This window comes from Acidobacteriota bacterium (genome assembly GCA_028875725.1).
GTDB lineage: Bacteria > Acidobacteriota > Thermoanaerobaculia > Multivoradales > Multivoraceae > Multivorans.
In genome coordinates this window covers 1718973-1740712 of the sequence record JAPPCR010000006.1, presented here as the reverse complement: position 1 = coordinate 1740712, position 21740 = coordinate 1718973, and the positions used below count along the sequence as shown (strand labels likewise).

Below are 21740 nucleotides of genomic sequence, written 5' to 3'. Positions count from 1 at the left end.
GCCCCGATTCCGCAAGCATGGAGAACTCGATGAACGACACTTCGGAAAGCCTTGCCCAGACCGCCGTCCTGGAAGGCGACGGCGAGGGCCTGACCAGCGAAACGGATATCGAGCTGGCCGCGCGGCTGGCGACAGGCCGGGAGCAGGTCCTCGCCCAGCTCGCCAAGCAGATCGTCGGCCAGGAGGAGGTTCTCGGTCAGGTCCTGATGACGCTGTTCGTGGGCGGCAACAGCATCCTGACCGGCGTACCGGGTCTGGCGAAGACCCTGATCGTCCAGACCATCGCCGAGATCCTGGACCTGAAGTTCAGCCGCATCCAGTTCACGCCGGACCTAATGCCGAGCGACATCACCGGCACTGACATCATCCAGGAGGATCAGGACACCGGCAAGCGGGAGATGATCTTCATGCCCGGGCCGATCTTCGCCCAGATCGTCCTCGCCGACGAGATCAACCGGACCCCGCCGAAGACCCAGGCGGCGCTGCTCGAAGCGATGCAGGAGCACCGCGTGACCGTCCAGGGCCGGACCTACGAGCTGGAGCAGCCGTTCTTCGTCTTCGCGACCCAGAACCCGATCGAACTGGAGGGCACCTATCCACTGCCCGAGGCTCAGCTCGACCGCTTCATGTTCAACATCGTCATCGACCATCTTCCCGAGGACGAGGAGATGGAGATCGTCGACGCGACGACCACGATCCGCGAGTTCACCCTGGAGACCCGGGTCACGGGCGACGACCTGCGCGCGTTCCACCGGCTGGTGCGGCGGGTGCCGATCGCGGAGCCGATCCTCCGCTACGCCGTCCACCTGGTGCGAATGACCCGTCCCGACACCCCGGAGGCGCCGGACTTCGTGAACCAGTGGGTGCAGTACGGGGCCAGCGTTCGCGCGGCCCAGTTCATGGTTCTCGGCGCCAAGGCCAAGGCGCTGATGGACGGGCGCTACCACGTCGCGCACGAGGACGTCCGAGCCCTGGCCAAGCCCGTCATGCGGCACCGCATCCTGACGAACTTCCACGCCGAGTCGGAGCGGGTGACCACTGACGAGATCGTCGGCCGACTCTTGGAACTGGCGCCCGTGACTCCGAGTGGAATGAAGTGAAGAAGCTGGAGCGGGAAGCGATGCTGAGGAGACGGATCGCGGGTCAGACCCGCGACACACTCGCGTCCGTCACCCCGAGTGGAATCTGCTGACGGGCGAGGCGGCGGCATGAGCTACGGCAGGTTCGTCGACACCGGGACGCTCGCGCGCATCAGCAGTCTCGACCTGCTCGCGAAGACCGTGGTCGAGGGCTTCGTGAGCGGTCTACACCGGTCGCCGTTCCTCGGCCGGTCGATGGACTTCGCGGAGTACCGGGCGTACCAGCCGGGCGACGACATCCGGCGCGTCGACTGGAAGCTCTTCTGCCGTACCGACCGCTTCTACGTGAAGGAGTTCGAAGCCGACACGAACACGAACCTGACGATCGCGCTCGACGTCTCCCGCTCGATGGACTTTGGAACAGGCGCCGTGACGAAGCTCGACTACGGGCGCTACCTCGCCGCGTGCCTGGGCTACTTCGCCTCCAAACAGAAGGACCGCATTGGCCTGGTCACCTTCGACAGCGGGATCGTCGACTTCGTGCCGCCGGCGGCCAAGCACCTTCAGGTCGTGCTCCACACGATCGACCGGATCGAACCGGGTGGCGGCGGCAGCCTGCGCGAACCGCTGCTCGAGGTGGTCGACGCGGTGCGGCGCCGGAGCATGGTCGTCCTGATCTCGGACTTCTACGAGGATCCCGAGACGGTAATCCGGACCGCGGCCGGCTTCCGGCACAAGGGCAACGACGTGATCCTCTTCCATCTGCTGGACCCGGCGGAGCTCCGGTTCGACTTCGACGGCGAGCTCGACCTCAGGGATCTGGAGACCGGGGTGCGGGAAGCCGTGATGCCGGATGTGCTGCGGGACCAGTATCTGGAGCTGATCCGGGAACACACGCGGACGCTGGACCGGTCCCTGGTCGAGGCGGGCATCGACTACACGCTGGTCGACATCTCCCAACCCCTGGACGCGGCGCTCTACAGCTACCTGTCCGCCCGGCTCTACGCGATGAAGGCCAGATAGGTCGATACGGCCATGGGTCTGCTGGCACCTCTGTTTCTGCTCGGTCTGGCCGCCGTCGCGGTGCCGGTCCTCATTCACCTGCGTTTGCGGCACCGCAGCCGGGTGGTCCGGTTCCCGTCGCTGATGTTCATCTCCCAGGCGCCGTACCGTTCGATGCGCCGGCGCCGGCTGCGGGACGTTCTACTGCTCCTGATGCGCTGCCTCGCGGTGGCCCTGCTTGCCCTGGCCTTTGCCCGGCCACTGTGGCAGGGTGACGCGGCTGCCGGCGCCACCTCTTCCAGCCGGCTGGTCGTCGTGCTGCTGGACAACTCGTTCAGCATGGGCTTCGGCGATCGCTGGCAGCGGGCCGCCGCGGCGGCCGAGTCGGCCTTCGCCGACCTCGAAGCTGCCGACCGGGGCGCCCTGGTCGTCTACTCGGACGAGGCGGAACTCCAGAGCGCGCCGACGACGGATGCAGCGCTGCTGGCCGCGATGGTCCAGGATGTGGAGATCGCGCCGCGGTCCACCTCGCTGTTGCCGGCGATCCAGATGGCTCGTGGAGTGCTGGCCGAGGCGGGGGAACTCGGCCGGCGCGAACTCCTCATCGTGAGCGACTTTCAACGCTCGTCCTGGACACCGGAGAACGTCGCGGCGCTGCCTGCCGGCGTGGAACTACGGCTCGTGGACGTGGGTGGGGAAGACGACGAGGTGAGCAATGCCGCCATTACCGACGTCGCCTTCGACCACTCTCGCAGCGGTGACCGTGAACAGGTGGGCATCGCGGCCCGGGTCAGTTACCTGGTCGTCCGCGAGCCGTCGGCGGCTCCGGCCGGGACGCCCTTGCGGGCGGAGGTCGACCTGCTGCTCGATCGCGAGGTGGTCCAGACCAGGGCAGTCGAACTGGGCGCAGACTCGTCGGCGATGGTCAACTTCGCACCCGAGGTACTCGAACGGCAACGCACGACCCGCGGCACGGTGCGTCTGCGCGACGACGCCCTCGCCGCAGACAACGAGTTCCGCTTCGTCCTGTCGCCGGCGCACGAAGTCGGCGTGCTCGTGATCGAACCGGACGGCGACCGCCGCCGTGGCCGGTATCTCGAAGAAGCCCTGGCGCTCGGCCGGCGGCCGTTCTTCCGGGTGAGCCGGGTGCAGGCGTCCGGCTTCCAGCGATCGATACTGGACGGCAAGTCGGTCATCGTCATCAACGACGCGGCCCAGCAACTGTCGGCCTCGGCCGGCGACGCGATCGCCGGCTTCGTCCGGGACGGCGGTGGCCTGCTGCTCTCGGTCGAGCGCGGCATGACGTCGACTGCAGGGTTGCTGAGGGAGTTCGGCGTGACCACCGAACGTCAAGCGGACCGGTTGTCCGGCAGCGCGGGTTCCCTGGCCTGGTTCGACACGGGTCATCCGGTCTTCGACGTCTTCGCAGCGGCCAGGAGCGGCGATTTCTCCTCCGCGTCGTTCTTCCGCTATCACCGGCTCGTGCCTCCGGAAGGCGCCGCGGCGATCGCCCGCTTCGACGACGGCGCTCCGGCGCTACTCGATCTGATGCCGGCGGCGGTGGAGGACGGCGATGCGTCGGGCGCCCCTTCCGGCCGCGTCCTCGTGCTGCCCACCTCGTTCGACACGTTCTGGAACACGCTGCCGCTTCAGGCGGTGTTTCTCCCCTTCGTCCATCGCTCGGTCGAGTACCTGGCGGGCTACTCGTTGCCTCGCTCCTGGTATCGCGTGGGTGAAGTCGCAGAGGTGGAACTTCCCGGCGGGCAGGCGGAAAGCGAGGGGAACGGATACGTCTCGGTCGCCCCGTCGGGCCGAGAGAGCCGTATCGACGCGGACGGCGGAGGTCTGCTGCTTGATGTGGAGGAGCCGGGCTTCTACGAGTTCCGGGAGGTGCGGGCCGACGTCTCCACCGAGCCCCTGACCCTGGCGAGCAACGTGCCCGTGGCGGAGTCCGATCTGAGCCGACTCGACCTGGACGAGTTCATGTCCCGCATTCGGCCGAGGGAAGAGGAGAGCGCTTCAGCGACGGAGGCGGCGCTGACTCCGGAAGAACGCGAGCGGCGGCAGCGACTCTGGTGGTTCCTGATCGCTGCCGCGGCTCTGGTACTGGCTGCCGAAACCCTGTTCGCCAACCGGCGCCGCGCCGCCGCGGCGCCGGTCGTGACAGCATGGAGCCCCACCGGCGAGCAGAGCTGACTGAGGAGACCCGATGGCTTCCGGTTTCGATCCCATCTACGACCCGACCTACGGCGAACTGATGAGCGTGATCCGTCGCGTTCGCCTGCGCTGGCGGATGAAGGTGGCGCTGCGCGGGCTGGTCACGCTGATCGTGACCGGCTTTGCGGCGTTCGCCGTCTCGGTCTGGGGCATGGACTACTTCCTCTACAGCGAGCGAGCGGTCGAGGTGTTCCGCTGGCTCGCCTACCTGACACTGATCGCTCTCGCGGTTCGGTTGCTCGCGATTCCTCTTGCGAGACGTGTGTCCACGCGTCAAGTGGCGCTCTACGTGGAGGAGAACGAGCCGACGCTCAAGGCTTCGGTGCTGAGCGCGGTGGAACTGGGTCCCGTGCAGCAGGGTTCGCCCGCGGACGCCGAGCGGGTGTCGCCGGAACTCCAGCGGCAGGTTCTGGAAGACGCGATCGAGCGCTGCCAGCAGAGCGGTTTCGCGACACGGATCGAGCGCGGCGCGCTGCAGCGTTTCTCGGCGGCTCTGGCCGGTGTCGCGAGCGCCGGCATGGTGGCCGTATTGCTCAGCCCGGCTTTCCTTCAGCACGGCGCGATGCTGCTGTTCACGCCCTGGCGGGCGGCGGCCGTCGACAATCCGTATCGCCTGGTGGTGGCGCCGGGGAACACTACGGTGGCCCGCGGCTCCGATCAGTTGATCAGCGCGGCGGTGCTGGGCTTCGACCCGGATCGCGTCGAACTCGGTCTGAGGCCGCTGGACGCCGCCGGCAATCCGGACGGCGAGTGGCAGCAGTGGCCGATGAACCGGGTCGGCGAGGGCTTCGAGCTGGACGAGGAGAGGATGATCGGCGGCGAACCCGCGACTCACGACTTCATCGCTCTGAACCTGCGCGCCGACACGGACTACTACGTCGACGCCTCTGGCGTCCGCTCGCCCATCTACCGGATCCGGGTCAAGGACCTGCCCTACGTCGACCGGATAGACCTCCTGTACCGCTTCCCCGGTTACAGCGGGCTGTCGGACCAGAGCGTCGAGGACGCCGGCGACATCGCGGTCCTCAAGGGTACTCACGTGCGGTTCAGTATCCTGCCGATCTTCCAGGTCGAGGCAGGGCGGCTGCTGGTCGAAGGTGACGAACCCAGGGACCTGAACCTCGAAGGTGACCGGCTAGTCGCCGCGTACACGGTGGACGAGAGCACCTACTACCGGATCGAGTTGATGGACGACGAGGGCCGGTGGCACCGTGCCTCGGCCGAGTACATGGTCACGGCCCTCGAAGACCAGCCCGCCATCGTGCGCTTCATCGCCCCCGGCCGGGACGTCAAGGTGTCGATGATCGACGAGGTGTTCGCCGAAGTCGAGGCAGAGGACGACTACGGCGTGCGTCGTCTGAACATCCGCTACGCCGTGAACGGCGGCGACGAGACAGAGGTTACGCTGCTCGACAGCGCCTCCTCGATGAAGAAGGTGAGCGCGGGACACACGCTCTTCCTCGAGGAGATGGACCTTGAGGTCGGCGACTCCATCTCCTACCACGCCGAAGCCTGGGACCGCAGCCATGCGCAGCCGACGGTCAGCGACATCTACTTCCTGGAGATCCGGCCCTTCGACCGGAACTATCGCCAGGCCGAGCAGGGCGGAGGCGGCATGGGCGGCGGCGCCGGCGGCCTGGACCAGACGCTCTCGGTGCAGCAGAAGATGATCATCTCGGCAACGTTCCGCCTGATCCGCGACGAGGACGAGTACACGGCCCAGGAACTGTCCGAGCACGTGAAGACGGTTGCCCTGATGCAGGGTCGGTTGCGCGAACAGGTGGCATCCCTGGTCACCCGGATGGGCAACCGCGGCCAGCAACTGCTCCAGGACGACGACTTCTCGAAGATCATCGAGTTCCTCGGGAAGGCCGACGTCGAGATGTCCATGGCGGAGAAGGAGCTCGAGGCGGAGCGTCCCGAGGAGGCGCTGGCCGAGGAGAAGAAGGCTCTGGCTTCGTTGCAGCGCGCCGAGTCCGTGTTCCGCGACGTGCGCGTGTCGTTCGAGCAGGGAGGCGGCGGTGGCGGCGGCAATCAGCAACTGTCCGAGGATCTGGCGGATCTGTTCGAGCTCGAGCTCGACAAGCTGCGCAACCAGTACGAGACGGTCCAGCGCGGCGCCGCGGAGCAGGCGCAGGCGGAAGTCGACGAACTGATGCAGAAGCTGCGCGAGCTGGCCCGCCGCCAGCAGCGCGAGAACGAGCGTCAGAACCGGCTGCGTAGCCGCTCGCAGCAAGGCGGCGGTGGCGGCGGCAGACAGCAGGACCTGATCGAGGAAACGGAGGAGCTCGCGCGGCGCCTGGAACGGCTGGCGCGCGAACAGCAGCGCCCGGAACTGAGGGAGACGACGCAGGCGCTGCGACAGGCGGCGGAGGAGATGAGGCGTTCCCAGGCTGGCTCGTCCAGGTCGCAGTCGAATGTCGGCGCGGACGGGATCGCGGCTCTCGACAAGCTGCGCGAGGCGAGGCGGCTGCTGGACCGAAACCAGCGCCAGCAGCTCGGGCGGGACATGGAGGAACTGCAGGAGCGCGCCAACCGCGTGTCCCGGATGCAGAGCCGGATCGAGGAGCAGGTTGGTGAATTGGCCGGCCGGGAAGGCGAGGACGGTCAGAGGCGCAGCGACCTTTCCGCGCGGGAACGCTCCGACCTCATCGAACGGATCATGGAGCGCAAGGACCGTCTGACCGACGAGGTGTCGGGCCTCGAGGCGCAGCTCAACAGGATGAGCCAGGGCGCCCGCAGCGATCAGCCGGAGACGGCACGGAAGCTGCGCGAATCGGCGACGATCATCCGCGATGAACAGTTGAAGGAGAAGATCCGCTACTCGAAGGGCGTGCTGGCCGGTCGCGACCCGGAGTTCGCGCGGTTGTTCGAGAACCAGATCCGGCAGGACATCGACGACGTGACGGAGCGGATCGCCGAGGCGCGGGAGAGTGTCGGCGAGGGAGGCGGCGAGCGTCAGGAGCGGATGCTCGAGCGGACGCGCGACCTGGTCGAGAACCTGGCCTCGATGGAGGCTCGTTTGCGTGACCGCGTCGAGGAGGGCAGCCGGCTCGGCCAGCGTCCGGGGCAGGAGAACGAGCAGGGCGGCCGGCAGCAGCAGGATGGCGAGCAGCAAGGCGGTGAGCAGCAAGGTGGGCAGCCCGGCGGCGAGCAGCAGGGCGGCCAGCAGCAGGGCGGCCGACCCGGCGACACGGCTTCGGAGACTGGGGGCGACGCGGCCAACCCGGAGGGCGGCCGGAACCGGGGCCGCTTCAGTCAGTACGGTTCGAGCTCAGGCGGGTACTACCAGCCGGGCGTTTTCCAGGCCGAGGATCTCCGGCAGGTTGACCGGGAGTTGGATCAGCGACGCGCCGACCTGGAGAGCCTGAGGAACGACCTGCGGCGGGAGCGGATGGACACGGCGGACCTCGACCAGCTACTCCAGCAGATGGGCGATCTGAGCCTGCTCGGCCTCAACCGCGACCCGCGGGCGCTCGAGCGACTCCGCAACGAGATCGTCGAGGGCCTGCGGCAGTTTGAGTACCGCCTGTGGCGCGAACTACGCGGCGGCGAAGCCGAACGCGTCTACCTCGGCAACTCGGACCAGGTACCGCCCGGCTATCGCGAACTCGTCGACGAGTACTTCCGCAAGCTGGCCAACGAGAGCTAGCTGGCGGCCACGAGACGGTGCCGGCCGTCAGGCCGGCTCCATTCTCAGTTCCCCGTCGGGATGTCGTTGTACGGCACGTCGCGGTCGACGCGGATCTCGCCGGGGAGGCCGAGGACGCGCTCGGCGATGATGTTGCGGAGGATCTCGTCCGTACCGCCGGCGATGCGGAGGCCGGGGCTGTAGAGGAAGGACTGCTGGAACAGGGCGTCGGAGGGCATCAACGAGGGGTCCGTGATGACGCCGCCCATGTCCATCAGGTCTGCCCCGAACGAGGACACGTTCTGTAGCTTCGAGGCGGAGACGACCTTGCCGATGGAGTTTTCGGGTCCGGGGACCTTGCCCTGGGAGAGGGCCGTCAGCGTGCGCGCCTTCGTGTGCTTCATGCCCATCGCTTCGATGTACCAGTCGGCGATCCTCTCGCGGACCGACGAATCCTCGAGGGCGGACCGGCCGTCGAGTTCGCAGGCGGCGGCGAGCTTCATCACCTCGCGGAAGTCCGGCGGCGGCGCGTCGCCGACGGCGAGTCGCTCGTTCATCAGCGTCGTGATCGCCACCTGCCAGCCTTCGCCGATCGCGCCGAGGCGTTGACTGTCCGGCACGCGGACGTTCGTGAAGAACACCTCGTTGAAGTTGGAGCCGCCGTTGATCTGCTTGATCGGCTTGATGTCGATTCCGGGCGACTTCATGTCGATGAAGAAGAAGGTCAGGCCCTTGTGCTTGGGGAGCGACGAATCGTGGCGGGCGACCAGGATGCCCCAGTCGGAGTAGTGGGCCCCTGAGGTCCAGACCTTCTGACCGTTGACCACCCAGTCGTCGCCGTCACGGTGACAGCGGGTGCGGAGACCGGCGACGTCGGAACCTGCCGCGGGCTCGGAGAACAACTGACACCAGACCTCTTCGCCGCGCATCAGCGGCGGAATGAAGCGGGCCTGTTGCTCCTGGGTCGCGTACTGCGCCATGACCGGGCCGCACATGCCGAGACCGATGCTGAAGAAGCCGGTCGGCACGTCGAAGTTCGCCTCTTCCTGGTCGTAGATGATCGTCTCGATCATCGGCCTGCCCTGGCCGCCATGCGCGACCGGCCAGTGGCGGCAGGCGTAGCCGGCGTCCGCCTTCTTGGCCTGCCATCGCTTGGCGAGTAGCAGGCCCTCCTCGGCGTCGAGCCGTCTGCTGACGCTGGGACGGTCCTTGCGCGGCTGGGCATTGGCGCCGAGCCAGGTGCGGACCTCCGCGCGATACGCGGCCTGTTCGGGGGTGTCGTTGAAGTCCATCAGGCGGCCTCCTGCTGTTCCAGTCCGGAGATGAGCCGGTCCTTCCACACTCTCTCGCTACCGATGCTGAGCGCGAGCAGCTTGGAGCGGCGATAGTAGAGGTGGCAATCGGATTCCCAGGTGAAGCCGATGCCGCCGTGAGTCTGGATGTTCTCCTTCGAGGCGAAATGGAAGGCCTGGGTGCCGGCAACGCGGGCCGCGGCCGCCGCAACCGGCAGCTCCGGCGCGTCGGTCGACAGCGCCCAGGCGCCGTAGTAGCAGTTCGCCCGGGCGAGTTCGTTCTTGATGTAGATGTCGGCGAGCTTGTGCTTGATCGCCTGGAAGGAGCCGATCGGCCGGCCGAAGGCGTAGCGGCCCTTCGCGTAGCCGATCGCCATCTGGAGGCAGGCGTCGGCGCCGCCGAGCTGTTCCATCGCGAACAGCACGGCAGCGCGGTCGAACACACGGTCCTTGAGCGCCCAGCCCTGACCGGCTTCGCCGAGCGGTTCCGCTTCAGCGCCGTCGAACGTGATCCTGGCGTGGGAACGGGAGGGATCGAGGGTCTCGACCGGCTCGCGGGAAACGCCGCTTCCTGCCAGGTCGACGAGCGCGAGCGAAACGTCGTCTCCGTCCTTCGCGACAACGACGCAGAAGTCGGCGATGTCGCCGTCAGGTACGGGCATCTTGGTGCCCGACAGGGTGCCGTCCTTGATCGACGCCTGCAGGTTCGCCGGGGTTGCCAGACCGGGGCCTTCCGAGAGAGCGAAGGTGCCGATCGTCTCGCCAGTCGCCAGCTTGGGAAGCAACCGCTGCTTCTGCTCTTCCGAGCCGCCGAGGAGCACCGCCTCCGTGGCCAGGTAGACCGAGGAGGAGAAGGGCACCGGCGCGACCGCGCGTCCGAGTTCCTCGGCGACGACGCAGAGTTCGAGATAGCCGAAGCCGATGCCGCCGTACTCCTCGGGAACCGCGATGCCGGGGGATTCGTTGGCGCCGATTTGCTGCCACAAGTCACGCGCGAAGGGTTCGTCCGCGTCCTCCAGCACCCGCCGGGGGACGGTCGTATCGCAGGCCGCGCGCAGGAAGTCGCGCGTCTGCTGCTTCAGTGCCTTCTGGGCATCCGAGAAATCGAAGTTCATTGCTGCTCCTGGTCAGTTCCGGAGGCGGAGTGTAGCAAGCGAAAACGGGCTATGCCGCCCGCTCGCCGAACCCCTTCAGACCTCGTAGGTTCGGCCCTCCACAGCGGTCTCGATCTCGAGATCGGAGCGTTCGAGCATGTCGTCGCCGAGGTGCGTGAGGAGCATCCGGCCGCAGTCCAGACGATGCCTCCGGGCGAGCAGCTCGACGTAGTTTAGGTGGTTCGGGACGGGCCGGTCGTAGAAGTTGCACTCGCAGATGAAGAGGTCCGCGCCCGCGGCCGCGTCGATCAGCGCTTCGGTCCACTCCGTGTCGCCGGAGAACGTGAGCGTTCTGCCGCCGTACTCGACCCGCAGGGCGTAGCTCGGCGCCCCGGAGGGATGGACGACCTCGAACGCGGTCACCCGGAGCCCGTTGACGGAGACGGTTTCGCGCTTGTGGAGCTCGACGATCTCGAGTTCGAACGCCAGTTCGCGTCTGGAGGAGCCTGGGTACAGAGCTTCCGCCGCCTGCCGGATTCTCTCCCGGAGCCCTGGCGGGCCGGCGAGGGTGAGGGGTGTAGTTCGGCGGGCCCGATAGTGGGCGTCGCTCAGGAGAAAGGGCAGACCGCCGAAGTGGTCTCCGTGCAGGTGGGTGATGAGGATCGTGCGAATCGACGCGGGCTCGATGCCGCGGGCCTTCATCGCGACGAGAGACGTCGCACCGCAGTCGAGCAGAGTCGGAGAAAGAGCGCCGGCGCTCGTCTGGCCGCCCAGGAGGAAGCAGGTGTGCAGCCGGCCGCCGCTGCTGAAGGCGTCGCCGCAGCCGAGGACCTGGAGTTGGAACGTCATCGGGGTGTGGACCAGCATCCGTGCGTCGGCGACGCGGCCGCGGCTATGCATGCCTGGCGGGCGGCATGATAGAGCACCAGGCTATCCAGGATGGGACGGCAGGAGAGAGCCAGCCGGAACGACGGCATCACGAGCAGGAGGAGATGGGGAATGGGAAGGCAAACCAGTTTCGAGACGATCCGGGTCGAGAGCGACGGAAACCTCGGATTCCTGACTCTCGCGCGTCCCGAGCGGCTGAACGCCGTGGACGGGACCATGCTGCGCGAACTGACCCTTGCCGCGGCCTGGTTCGACGACCGGAGCGAGATCGATGTGGTCGTGCTCCGCGGCGAGGGCCGCGCGTTCTGCGCCGGGGCCGATCTGAAGGCAATGGGTGCCGCTTCGGAGTCGAACTGGCGCCAGCGCCGGGAGGCGGGTCAACTCGGCCGCCGGGCGATGGACGCGCTGGAGCAGATGCGGGCGCTGACAGTGTCCCAGGTCCAGGGGTACGCGGTCGGCGGCGGCTTTCTGCTGATGGCGGCCTGTGACCTGCGGGTGGTTGCGGAGAACGCCGTGTTCTTCATTCCTGAGATCGAGCTGGGTCTCCCCCTGGCCTGGGGCGGCGTGCCGCGGATGGTACGCGAGATCGGACCGGCTCTGACCAAGGAGCTCATCATCACCTGCCGCCGCTTCGGTCCGTCCGAAGTGGCTCCGATGGTCAACCGGATCGTGCCGGCCGAGCGGCTGGAGGAGGAGACCCTCGACCTCGCCCAGTCCCTGGCTGCGATGCCCGCGGTGCCGGCGGCGATCACGAAGGACCACGTGAACGCAGTGAGCCGGGCCATCGCGGGCGCCACCGACTTCGCCGACGGCGACACCCTGCAGTGGGTGAGGGGAGATGCCGAGTCGGAGGCGGCCCGGCTGCGCTACACGGAGCGCACGCTCGGCGGCAGGCGAGCCTAGAGCGGCTAGCTGCTAGCCCGGGGCCTTGTGGACCCGGCCGACCCGCATGACGAAGCGCACGTCCTGGAGTCTGGTGACGTCGGCGATCGGGTCGCCCTCGACCGCGATCAGGTCAGCCGCCTTGCCGGCCGTGATTGAGCCGGTCTCCTCCCAGATGTCGAGCAGCTTCGCCGTCACGACCGTGGCCGACTGGATCGCCGTCATCGGCGCCATGCCCCCTTCGACCATGTAAAGGAACTCCTGGGCGTTGCTGCCGTGGGGGCAGACGCCGCAGTCCGTGCCGAAGGCGATCGGCACGCCGGCCCGATGGGCCCTGGCGAAGGTTTCCTGGATCACCGGTCCGATCGCGGCCGCCTTGGGCCGGATGATCTCGGGAAAGTAGCCCGGCACCGCCGCCTTCTCTGCCACGAAGTTGCCTGCCGAGATGGTGGGGACGAACCAGGTGCCGTGCTCCTTCATCAGCTCGAACGCTTCTTCATCCATGTAGGTGCCATGCTCGATCGTCGTGACGCCTGCCCGGATGGCGCGCTTCATGCCCTCCGCGCCGTGGGCGTGGGCGGCGACCATGAAGCCGTAGTCGTTCGCCGCTTCGACGATCGCCCGCATCTCCTCTTCCGTGAACTGCGGGTTCTGGCCGCTCTTGGCCAGGCTGAGGACGCCGCCGGTGGCGGTGATCTTGATCAGGTCGGCGCCCTCCTTGTAGCGCTGCCGGACCGCCTTGCGCGCGTCCGCAACGCCGTTGACGATGCCCTCCCTGGGGCCGGGATCGCCGGTCAGATCCGCCCTCATGCCGTTCGTCCGGTCGCCGTGGCCGCCGGTGGAGGCCAGGGAGATCGTGGCCGCGAAGATCCGCGGCCCCGGCATCTCGCCCCGGGCGATCGCGTTGCGCACGGCTAGAATCGCCGTCGTCTCGCCGCCCACGTCGCGCACCGTCGTGAAGCCGGCCATCAAGGTCCGCTCCGCGTAGATGAGACCCTTGATCGCCAGGTCCGCCGGGTTCTCCTGGAAGCGGTCCAGGTACGAGGCGGCGCCGGCCTGCTGCGAAGTCAGGTGGACGTGCATGTCCATCAGGCCGGGCAGGACCGTGTGGCCGGAGAGGTCGATCAGCGTGTCGCCGCTCTCCGGATCGGCGAGTCCCTCTTCGAGGGCCGTGATCGTCTCGCCTTCGACCACGATCGTGTGCCTGCCGAGGACCTCGCCGGCTTCGACATCGACCAGGGCACCGGCGTGGATCACGGTCCGGCCGTCGGCGGCGAGAGCGGAGGTTGTCGCGAACAGGAGGACCGCAGCAAGGAAGAGAAGGGCGGGGCGAGGCATACGGGAGGTTCGGCGCATTTCGGCAGCTCCGGGCGTTGACACGGTGTGAAGCAGGCAGGGACTGTAGCGCAGCGAACTGGGTGCGCCGGCGCCTACGTTGCCGTCTCGTTCGGGACCCGTCCGAGCCGGCCCACGCCCCAGGTCAGGACGAAGCCGGCGGCGGCCAGGACCACTGCCGATCCGAGCTGGAGGGCGCCTGGCGGAGAGGCCTCGAAGGGCCAGAGACCGACGACGGCGCCCAGCAAAAGGCCCAGCAGCACGCCCAGGGTCGCCTGTCGGAAGCGTCGCAGCGCGAATCGCACGGCGTTGCTGATGACCGTCGCGCCGAGGGCGATGCCGATCAGAACCGGCAGCAGGACGGCGCCGGCCTCGAGCAGGTCCGCCGCATCGAGTCCTCTGATCCCCTGGAAGAGCAGATCGACGGCGCCGAGGATCGCTTCGTACTGGCCCAGGACGAGGAGCAGGTAGGCGCCGCTCAGCCCCGGCAGGATCATCGCGGCGGCGCCTGCCGCTCCGGCTACGGCGAGCGGCAGCGGCCCGCTCGCGAACAGGCCCTCGCCGGCGGGCCCGCTCTGCAACAGGGCCAGCCCGGCCATCGCGGCGAAGCCGCCCGCCGTTCCGCCCCAGAAAGGCCGGTCCAACGGCCTGGCGAGACGCCACACCAGCGGCGCGCCGCCGAGCGTCAGGCCGATGAAGACGCTGTACATGACCAAGCGTTGGTGGACGACAAGGTCGCGCAGCACGCCGGCCAGGAGCAGGATCGCCAGACCGCCGCCGGCGGCCACCGTCACGAGCAGAAGAAGCGGCTGGAGCCGAAGTCGCAGCCGGGTCGTGTCCGCCACGGCTTCGATGAAACGGGGGTAGATGCCGACGGCCAGCAGCATCGTGCCGCCGCTGACTCCGGGCACCAGGTTCGCGAGCCCCATCAGGACGCCGCCGGCGACGGCGCGCGGCGCCCAGGACCGGGGCGAGATGCGTGGACTGCCGGCCATCGGGTCGGAGTCTAAGGGCGCGTGGCGATTCCGCGCCCGAATGGTCTAGCGTTGCGCCCATGACGGACTACGACTACGACCTCTTCGTGATCGGCGCGGGTTCGGGCGGCGTGCGCGCCAGCCGAATGGCTGCGGGCTACGGCGCCCGGGTGGCGGTGGCCGAGGAGCGCTATTTCGGCGGTACCTGCGTCAATGTGGGCTGCGTTCCGAAGAAGCTGCTGGTCTGTGCTTCGGCCTTCGCGGACCACTACCGGGAGGCTTCGGGGTTCGGATGGTCGGCCGCCCGGCCTGCTTTCGATTGGGGCCAGCTCATCGCGAACAAGAACCGTGAGATCGAACGGCTCAACGGGATCTACCGCGGCCTGCTCGATTCAGCCGGCGTCGAGCTGTTCGAGGGCCGGGCGCGGCTGGTCGATCCGCATACCGTCGAGATCGATGCAGGTTTGTCGGGTGAGAGCCGGGTCACTGCGGATCAGATCCTGATAGCCGTCGGCAGTTGGCCCGATATGCCGCCGATTCCGGGAATCGCACACGCGATCAGCTCGAACGAGGCCTTCTACCTGGAGCGTCTGCCGGAGCGGGCGGCGGTCGTCGGCGGCGGCTACATCGGTGTCGAGTTCGCGGGCATCTTTGCCGGTCTTGGCAGTCGGGTGACGCTGATCTACCGCGGTCCGCTGTTCCTGCGGGGATTCGACGAGGAGATCCGCACCCATCTGGTCGAGGAGATGCGGTCGCGGGGGATCGACCTCCGGTTCGACTGCCAAGTGGAGTCGATCGAAGAGCTGCCGGGAAGCGGGGACGATTCTCTGCGACTCCGCCTCGACGATGGCGACGCAGTGGATGTCGGCGAGGTGCTCTACGCGACGGGCCGGCGGCCCCTGGTCGCCGACCTGGGGCTCGAGACCTGCGGCGTGGAGCTCGGTGAGCAGGGAGAGATCCTCGTCGACGAGTTCTCGCGCAGCAACGTGCCGAACATCTGGGCCATTGGCGACGTGACGGACCGGCTCAACCTGACTCCGGTCGCGATCCACGAGGCGATGTGCCTGGCGCGAACACTCTTCGCCGAGAAGCCGACCCCAGTCGACCACGAGACCGTTGCCACCGCCGTCTTCAGCCAGCCGCCCCTGGCCGCGGTCGGCCTGACCGAGGAGGAGGCAAGAGCCCGCTACGGTGAAGTCGACGTCTACAGAAGCCGGTTCCGGCCGCTCAAGCTGACCCTGACCGACAACCAGGAGCGCACCCTGGTCAAGCTGATCGCCGACCGGTCCAGCGGCCGCGTCCTCGGCGCCCACATGCTGGGCCCGGACGCGCCCGAGATCATCCAGGGCCTCGCGGTGGCGGTGAAGATGGGCGCCACGAAGGACAACTTCGACGCCGCGATGGCGATCCATCCAACCTCGGCCGAGGAGTTCGTGACGCTTCGGTGACGGATCAGCCGGCGTTGCGGCGGGCTTCCACTGCGTCAAGCACGTCGACTTCGAGGCGCGGTCCACCCAGGTCGGCGATCTCGCGCAGGCCGGTGGGGCTCGTCACGTTGACTTCGGTCAGCCAGCCGCCGATCACGTCGATGCCGGCGAAGACGATCCCGAGCCGCACGAGCTCCGGGCCGATCGCCGCCGCGATCTCGCGGTCGCGATCATCGACCTCCGTGGCCGCCGGCTGGCCGCCGACGTGGAAGTTCGCCCGCGATTCCCCCTCGGCCGGTATCCTGAGCACGGCGCCGAGCGCCTTGCCCTCGACCAGGATGACCCGCTTGTCGCCCTGCCGGATCTCCGGCAGGTAACGCTGCGCCATGATGTAGCGGCTCTCGTGGCCGGTCGCCGCCTCCAGGATCGCGCTGGTGTTCCGGTCGCCGGCTTTCAGGTGGAAGATGCCCTCGCCGCCGGCACCGTCGAGCGGTTTGACGATCATCTCGCCGCCCATCTCCTCCTGAAAGGCCAGCAGCTCCGCGATGCGCCGGGAGACGCGCGCCGGCGGGCAGACGGCCGGGAACCGAAGCGCGAACAGCTTCTCGTTCGCGTCGCGAAGCGACAGCGGATCGTTCACCACGAGGGTGCTCTGCGCCACCATGGAGAGCAGGTGGGTGGCGTAGAAGAACGCCATGTCGAATGGCGGATCCTTCCGCATCCAGACGACGTCGAACTCATCGAGAAAGGCGGCCCGGCCGGTCCCGATCTCGTGCCAGGGTCCGCCGGGGACCGGGTCGACTGTGCGGGCGGGAATCGCCTCCGCCCGCGGCCGGCCGTCCGGGCCGAGTTCCAGCGTGTCGATCGTGCAGACGGCGAGTTCGTGACTCCTGCGATCCGCCTCGCGCAGGAACGCGATCGTCGTGTCCTTCTCCGGGTCGAGACGCTCGATCGGATCGATGACGAAGAGGTGGCGCATGGGTGGTCAGTCGGGGAGAAAACGGGCCGCGCAAGCTATCACGCGGTATCGCGGCGGAATCGACGGCGCGGCCCGTACAATCCTGCGCCGTGGCCCCAACCGATCAATGCTGGCTCTTCGGCTACGGCTCGCTGATCTTCCGCCCGGCGATTCCCTTCGTGGAAAGCCGGCCCGCCCGCGTCCGAGGCTGGACCCGGCGTTTCTGGCAGTGGTCGACCGACCACCGCGGCGAACCCTGGCGGCCCGGCCGGGTGGTCACCCTGGCGCCGGCGCCGGACGACATCTGCTGGGGCATGGCCTATCGTCTCGACGAAGCCGCCGAGACCATCCTCGCCGACCTGGACATCCGGGAACGGGGCGGATACATCCGCATGGAAGTCGAACTCGAACTGGACGTGTCCGTCGGGAAGGCACCGGACGCCTCAGCCGCGGCGCCGCAGACCGTCCTGGGCCTCACCTACCAGGCCTGGCCCGGCAACCGGAACTACGCCGGTCCGGCCCCACTCACCGAGATCGCCGCCCAGGTTGCAGAAGCAACAGGCCCGAGCGGCACCAACGCCGACTACGTCCGCGACCTCCACACCGCACTCGAAGCCCTCGGCGCCCAGGACACTCACGTCGCGGCTCTGGCCGCCAGGTTGCCCGGCTAGATCGTCCGCAGTCGGCGACGCCGTCCCGCCAGCCCGAGGGTCCGAGGGGGCCGGCCCCCTCGGACCCTCGGGCTGGCGGGTGCGGCTGCCGCGCTACGGCGCCATCGCGCCGGTGACGCCGACGTCCCGGCCCTGCGGGTCGATCAGCACGCCGGGGTTCATCAGGCCGTCCGGATCAACCGCCGCCTTGGCGCCGGCGAGGGCCCGGGCGAAGACGTCGGGGCGCTGGCGGTCGTAGCCGGCCGGTCGGTGGTCGCGGCCGACCGCGTGATGGTGGGTCACCGTGCCGCCGGCGTCGACGACCGCTTCGTTGGCGGCCAGCTTGATCTCGCGCCACTGCTCCGCGAGCCGCTCCCAGTCGCCAAGCGCCGAGAAGGTGAAATAGGGTGCCGGTCCGTCGGCGTAGACGTGGGTGAAGCGGCAGGTGACGCTGCCGGGTCTGCCGGTCGCCCGCTCGAGGATCTCGGCGGTCCGGGCCATGATCCGGGCGTGGAAGTCGGCGAAGCGGTCCCAGGTGATCGCGGTCTCGAAGGTGTCGCCGATCACTCCCAGGGGCACGCCGACCTCCCGGAAGTAGGGTCCCTTGATGAAGGCGTCGCGCCAGGCCCCGGCGGCGCCCTCGCGATGGGACCGCCCGGCCGAGGCGCTGTGGTCGCCGCCGCAGTCCGCGGTCAGCTCCAGCGCCCGCTTCATCCACGCGTCGACCGGGTGGTCGGCGGACTCGAAGCCGAGGACGAGCAGCGAGGTCGAGCCGTCGCCCGCGCCCGCGCCGGCGGTCTCCTGAGCGTCGATCAGGCGGCAGTTCGAGGGGTAGAGCCCGCTCTGCGCCAGCATCCGCACGGCCTCGGCCGCACTCGCGTAGTCTGCGAAGTGGACCGCCGCCGAGCCCCGGTGGGTCGGCCGGTCCTGAAGCCGCATCCAGGCTTCCGTGATGACGCCCAGGATGCCCTCCGAGCCGATGACCATCCGGTCCGGCGACGGCCCGGCGCCGGAGCCGGGCAACCGCCGGGTTTCCATGATGCCACCGGGCGTCACGGTCGTCGTCGCCTCGACGAAGTCGTCGATGTGGGTGTAGAGGCTGGCGAAGTGGCCGCCCGAACGGGTCGCGATCCAGCCTCCCAGGGTGGAGTGTTCGAAGCTCTGCGGGAAGTGACGCAGCGTCAGGCCGTGCTCACGGAGCTGCGCCTCGATGTGTGGGCCACGCGCACCGCCCTGGATGCGCGCGGCCCGGCTCGCGCGATCGACCTCGAGCACCCTGTCGAGCTTGAGCAGGTCGATCGTCACCGCGGCGGCGTAGCTGTCGCCGACCGCCGGCTCGACGCCGCCGACGACGCTCGAACCGCCGCCGAAGGGGATCACCGCGGCGCCGGCGTCGCCGGCCCAGTCGAGGATGCGGACGACGTCGTCCGTGGTTTCAGGGTAGGCGACGAGATCGGGAGGTTCCGGCACCTCGCGCCGGAACATCCGCACCGCGTCCGGGAAGGACTTGCCGTAGGCGTGGAGGAGTCGCTCGTACGGGTCGTTCCGGAACAGGGGCTCAAGCGATGCCGGCGGCGCCAGACGCGGCGGGCGGAGGTCGAAGTCGGCGACCTGGGGCGCGGTCGCCCGAGGTTCTAGAGGGACGCCGAAGCGTTCCCCGGTGCGGGCGCGGAAAGTGTCCGCCTCCGCCTGCGTGAGCCCCTGCCCTTCGTATCCCCAACCACAGAGTTTGCGTCTTGCTTCCGTCACGTGAACCTCCCGGACGGCGCAGGATAGCGGAGCATCTACCGCCCCGAAACTCCTCGCAGGCTCGGTGTTTCGGCCCATCCCGTCCTCTCCCAGGCGCTTGAGCCGCGGAGTTGCTTTGCTGCGTCTCGCGGCTCAAGCCCCTAGAATCCCCGTCCAATGTCCTGGCAGCCCGAAGTCGACGAGATCGAACGCCGCCGGCGCCTGGCGCTTGAAATGGGCGGCGAGGAGGCGGTGGAGCGCCAGCACGAGCGCGGACGCCTCACGGTGCGCGAGCGGATCGAGCGTGTCGCCGACCCCGGCTCCTTCGTCGAGGAGGGCCGCCAGGCAGGCGCCGCCGAGGTGGACGAGGAGGGTCGCGTCGTCGCGTTCACGCCGGCGAACTACGTCGTCGGCTTCGCCGATGTCGACGGACGGCAGGCGATCGTGGCCGGTGAGGACTTCACCCAGGCCGGGGGTTCGCCGTCGCCGGCCGGGTTGCGCAAGAGCATCTACTCCGAGGAGCTCGCCCTCAAGTACCGGCTGCCCCTGGTGCGCTTCCTCGAAGGCGGCGGCGGCAGCGTGCGCGGCAGCGCCGGCCGCCAGAAAGGGGCGGCGAAGACGCCGCCGCGACCGATGGGCGAGCCGGTCTACTCGCGGGCGCGCTTCTGGTCGATCGCCGAGATCCTGCGGACCGTGCCGGTGGCCTCGATCGGGGTCGGTGCCGTTGCGGGGTTCCCCGCGGCACGTCTGGTCGCTTCCCACTTCTCGGTGATGACGCGGCACACGGCACAGATCCTGATCGGCGGCCCGGCGCTGGTCGAGCGGGCGCTGGGCGAAAAGAAGACGAAGGACGAACTCGGGGGCTGGCAGGTCCACAGTCGCAGCGGCGTCGTCGACAACGTGGCCGAGGACGAGGACGACGCGATGGCCCAGGTCCGTCGCTTCCTGAGCTACCTGCCCTCGAACGTCGACACGCTACCGCCGCGGCGGAAGTCGGGTGATCCGGTAGACCGCCGCGAAGAACGACTGCTCGAGATCGTGCCGCGTGACCGTCGCTTCCTCTACGACATGCGCGAGTTGGTTTCGCTCGTCGTCGACCGGGACAGCTTCTTCGAGATGACGGCGGGCTACGGCCCGTCCCAGATCACAGGTCTGGCCCGGGTCGACGGCCACACGGTCGGAGTCGTCGCGAACGACTGCAAGCACATCGGCGGCGCGATGGACGCCGCCGGTGCGCAGAAGTTCCGGCGCTTCGTCGAGTTCTGCGAGACCTTCCACCTGCCCATCCTCAGCCTGGTCGACGAGCCGGGCTTCATGATCGGTTCGGAGTCGGAGGCGTCGGGCACGATCCGCTACGGCATGGAGGCGATCGCGGCGACCGTGCGGACGACCGTGCCCTGGTGCGCCGTGCAGATCCGCAAGTCCTACGGCGTCGCCGCGGCGGCGCACTACGGCCCCGGCGGCAGGGTGCTGATCTGGCCCTCGGCCGAGAGCGGTGCGCTGCCGATCGAGGGCGGCGTGGCGGTCGCCTTCCGGCGAGAGATCGCCGCCGCGCCCGACCCGGACAAGAAGCGGGCCGAACTGGAGGCCGAGTTCGCCAAGCGGCGAACGCCTTTCCCGCGGGCCGAGGGTTTCTCGGTCCATGACCTGATCGACCCCCGCGGCACGCGCGCCGAGGTGGTCAAGTGGCTGAAGCTGTCGGAGCCGCTGCTCGCGTCGCGGGTGCGGTGAGGATTCTCAAGGAGGCCGGAATGCCTGTGAACCGAAAGAAGAGAACGTCGTGCGCCACCCTGGCGACGGGCCTGCTGCTGACCGCGGCCGCCGCCGCCCAACAACAGCCGATCGGCTACGAGGACACCCCGAAGCTGCCGGGATTGCCCTGGAAGGTGCACGACCCGAACCGGCCGGTCCCGCCGGTCGTCGCTCCGGGCGCCTCGTTCAGTGACATGGCGGCTGCTCCCGCCGACGCGGTCGTGCTGTTCGACGGGACGGACCTCACGAGGTGGCAGAAGCCGAATGGCGACGAACCCGAGTGGAAGGTCGAGAACGGCTACATGGAGGTCACCTCGACCGGGTCGATCCGCACCCGGGACGAGTTCGGCGACTTCCAGCTCCACCTGGAGTTCGCGACGCCGGGCAAGGTCGAGAGCAACAGCCAGGGCCGTGGCAACAGCGGCGTGATGATCTACGGCGACTACGAAGTCCAGATCCTCGACTCGTACGAGAACCGGTCTTACGCCGACGGCCAGGCGGGCGCGCTCTACGGCCAGACGCCGCCCATGGTCAACTCCTCGAGAGCCCCTGGCGTCTGGCAGACCTACGACATCATCTTCGAGGCGCCGCGCTGGAAGGATGGCGAACTCGTCAAGAAGGCGAACGTCACCGTGCTCCACAACGGAGTGGTCATCCATCACAAGAAGGAGTACATCGGCCGGACGATCCACCGGCGGGTCGGCGTCTACGATCGGCCGCACGAGCCGCGCGGCTGGATCGGTCTCCAGGACCACCGCAACCCGACCCGATTCCGCAACGTCTGGATCCGCGAGCTTCCGGGCTACGACAGTGGCGGCTGAGGCTGCGGTA

General features: G+C 68.6%; 16 protein-coding genes. 9 read left to right on the top strand and 7 right to left on the bottom strand.

Annotated elements, in window-relative coordinates; translation table 11 throughout:
• The first annotated feature begins 29 nt into the window (after nt 1-29).
• The 4 genes from OXI49_09135 to OXI49_09120 all read left to right on the top strand — a co-directional run bounded on the left by OXI49_09135 (nt 30) and on the right by OXI49_09120 (nt 7950).
• Nucleotides 30-1100, top strand: a complete 1071-nt coding sequence (locus OXI49_09135) for a MoxR family ATPase (GenBank protein ID MDE2690661.1) — start codon at nt 30-32, stop codon at nt 1098-1100.
• Between the two features lie 108 nt (nt 1101-1208).
• Nucleotides 1209-2102 (top strand): DUF58 domain-containing protein, encoded by an 894-nt coding sequence (locus tag OXI49_09130; protein ID MDE2690660.1) that lies wholly within the window; start codon nt 1209-1211, stop codon nt 2100-2102.
• A 12-nt stretch (nt 2103-2114) separates the two neighbouring features.
• Entirely contained in the window at nt 2115-4277 is a 2163-nt protein-coding gene (locus OXI49_09125; GenBank protein ID MDE2690659.1) for a VWA domain-containing protein, read from the top strand.
• A gap of 13 nt (nt 4278-4290) precedes the next feature.
• Entirely contained in the window at nt 4291-7950 is a 3660-nt protein-coding gene (locus OXI49_09120) for a hypothetical protein (GenBank protein MDE2690658.1), read from the top strand.
• Nucleotides 7951-7994: 44 nt separating this feature from the next.
• Here the strand turns inward: OXI49_09120 and OXI49_09115 are convergent, their stop codons facing one another.
• From OXI49_09115 to OXI49_09105, 3 genes are all read right to left on the bottom strand, one after another.
• Complete coding sequence (locus OXI49_09115; GenBank protein ID MDE2690657.1) at nt 7995-9221, bottom strand: acyl-CoA dehydrogenase family protein; 1227 nt, start codon at nt 9219-9221, stop codon at nt 7995-7997.
• The gene (locus tag OXI49_09110) at nt 9221-10336 is read right to left on the bottom strand and encodes an acyl-CoA/acyl-ACP dehydrogenase (GenBank protein MDE2690656.1); all 1116 of its coding nucleotides are present in this window, start codon (nt 10334-10336) and stop codon (nt 9221-9223) included. The genes OXI49_09115 and OXI49_09110 overlap by 1 nt, the downstream gene beginning before the upstream one ends.
• Nucleotides 10337-10411: 75 nt before the next feature.
• Nucleotides 10412-11215, bottom strand: a complete 804-nt coding sequence (locus tag OXI49_09105; protein ID MDE2690655.1) for an MBL fold metallo-hydrolase — start codon at nt 11213-11215, stop codon at nt 10412-10414.
• A 99-nt stretch (nt 11216-11314) separates the two neighbouring features.
• On the opposite strand from OXI49_09105, the gene OXI49_09100 reads away from it, so the two are divergent.
• On the top strand, nt 11315-12106 hold the full coding sequence (locus tag OXI49_09100) for an enoyl-CoA hydratase/isomerase family protein (protein MDE2690654.1): 792 nt from the start codon (nt 11315-11317) through the stop codon (nt 12104-12106).
• 12 nt (nt 12107-12118) lie between these two features.
• Here OXI49_09100 and OXI49_09095 read toward each other — a convergent pair whose 3' ends face one another.
• Together OXI49_09095 and OXI49_09090 are read right to left on the bottom strand one after the other, a co-directional pair.
• Nucleotides 12119-13423, bottom strand: coding sequence for an amidohydrolase family protein (locus OXI49_09095; GenBank protein ID MDE2690653.1), 1305 nt, complete (start codon nt 13421-13423; stop codon nt 12119-12121).
• Nucleotides 13424-13515: 92 nt separating this feature from the next.
• On the bottom strand, nt 13516-14415 hold the full coding sequence (locus OXI49_09090) for a DUF368 domain-containing protein (GenBank protein ID MDE2690652.1): 900 nt from the start codon (nt 14413-14415) through the stop codon (nt 13516-13518).
• Between the two features lie 59 nt (nt 14416-14474).
• Between OXI49_09090 and gor the strand changes: the two genes are divergently transcribed.
• Nucleotides 14475-15842 (top strand): glutathione-disulfide reductase, encoded by a 1368-nt coding sequence (gor, locus tag OXI49_09085; GenBank protein MDE2690651.1) that lies wholly within the window; start codon nt 14475-14477, stop codon nt 15840-15842.
• A gap of 4 nt (nt 15843-15846) precedes the next feature.
• On the opposite strand, the gene gshB is transcribed toward gor, so the two are convergent.
• Nucleotides 15847-16800 (bottom strand): glutathione synthase, encoded by a 954-nt coding sequence (gshB, locus tag OXI49_09080; protein MDE2690650.1) that lies wholly within the window; start codon nt 16798-16800, stop codon nt 15847-15849.
• A gap of 89 nt (nt 16801-16889) precedes the next feature.
• On the opposite strand from gshB, the gene OXI49_09075 reads away from it, so the two are divergent.
• Nucleotides 16890-17450: a gamma-glutamylcyclotransferase gene (locus OXI49_09075; GenBank protein ID MDE2690649.1), complete on the top strand. Its 561-nt coding sequence runs from the start codon at nt 16890-16892 to the stop codon at nt 17448-17450.
• A 93-nt stretch (nt 17451-17543) separates the two neighbouring features.
• Here OXI49_09075 and OXI49_09070 read toward each other — a convergent pair whose 3' ends face one another.
• Nucleotides 17544-19178: an FAD-binding oxidoreductase gene (locus OXI49_09070; GenBank protein MDE2690648.1), complete on the bottom strand. Its 1635-nt coding sequence runs from the start codon at nt 19176-19178 to the stop codon at nt 17544-17546.
• 156 nt (nt 19179-19334) lie between these two features.
• Between OXI49_09070 and OXI49_09065 the strand changes: the two genes are divergently transcribed.
• On the top strand, nt 19335-20888 hold the full coding sequence (locus tag OXI49_09065; protein MDE2690647.1) for a propionyl-CoA carboxylase: 1554 nt from the start codon (nt 19335-19337) through the stop codon (nt 20886-20888).
• A 20-nt stretch (nt 20889-20908) separates the two neighbouring features.
• On the top strand, nt 20909-21730 hold the full coding sequence (locus OXI49_09060; GenBank protein ID MDE2690646.1) for a DUF1080 domain-containing protein: 822 nt from the start codon (nt 20909-20911) through the stop codon (nt 21728-21730).
• Nucleotides 21731-21740 lie beyond the last annotated feature (10 nt).